This is a genomic window from Brachyspira sp. SAP_772, from assembly GCF_009755885.1.
In the GTDB taxonomy this organism is placed as follows: domain Bacteria; phylum Spirochaetota; class Brachyspiria; order Brachyspirales; family Brachyspiraceae; genus Brachyspira.
Genome location: NZ_VYIX01000182.1, coordinates 1 through 696 on the forward strand (window position 1 = coordinate 1; position 696 = coordinate 696).

Genomic DNA, 696 nt, shown 5'->3' on the forward strand with positions numbered 1-696 from the left:
TAAATAAAATTCAACGTGCGGAGAAAGATTAATAAAATTAAAAAATATTGGGCGGGTGTTATAATTATATAGTAGATTAAAAAAGAAATTTTATGCAAAAATAACAAATTATATTAAAAAGTTAAAAGGGCGGGGAGTGTGATTAAAATTTTAATGGAATATATAAAAAATTAAGTATCAGCGTATATGCTATTAAAAACATATACGCTTTTTTAATTAGAATTTTAATATTTATTTAATTTATACGTTTTGATGAACATTAAAAAATAAATTATACCTATAATAGATGGTACAACACTTGATACAGCCATGGAAATATATATTCCAATAAAACCAATACTAATTTCTARTATCATAGATAATATTACTTTAAAAATAATTGAATCTATAAAAGAATTAATAAAAGCCAAATATGATTTTTGAATACCTATTAAAAAACTATCAAGCACATACATAAGAGCATATGCTATACCATTAAATGAAGCACAAACTCTYAAATAAAATATAATATCATTTATTGTTTTATCATCACCATTATAAAATATAGATATAATGTTTTTAGCAAATATATGTATAAATATAACAGCTGTCATAGTAATAGAAATATTAAAAAACATAGCAAATATAACAGTGTTTTTTATTTTAATATAATTTCTTTCTCCCATATTTTTTGCAACTAATATACTTAAAGCTTCT

General features: G+C 20.6%; 1 protein-coding gene. It reads right to left on the reverse strand.

Going from position 1 to position 696, the window contains the following annotated elements; genetic code table 11:
* Window positions 1-224: 224 nt before the first annotated feature.
* A partial coding sequence (locus GQX97_RS13410; RefSeq protein ID WP_255447417.1) for an MATE family efflux transporter occupies window positions 225-696 on the reverse strand: 472 nt, incomplete at its 5' end.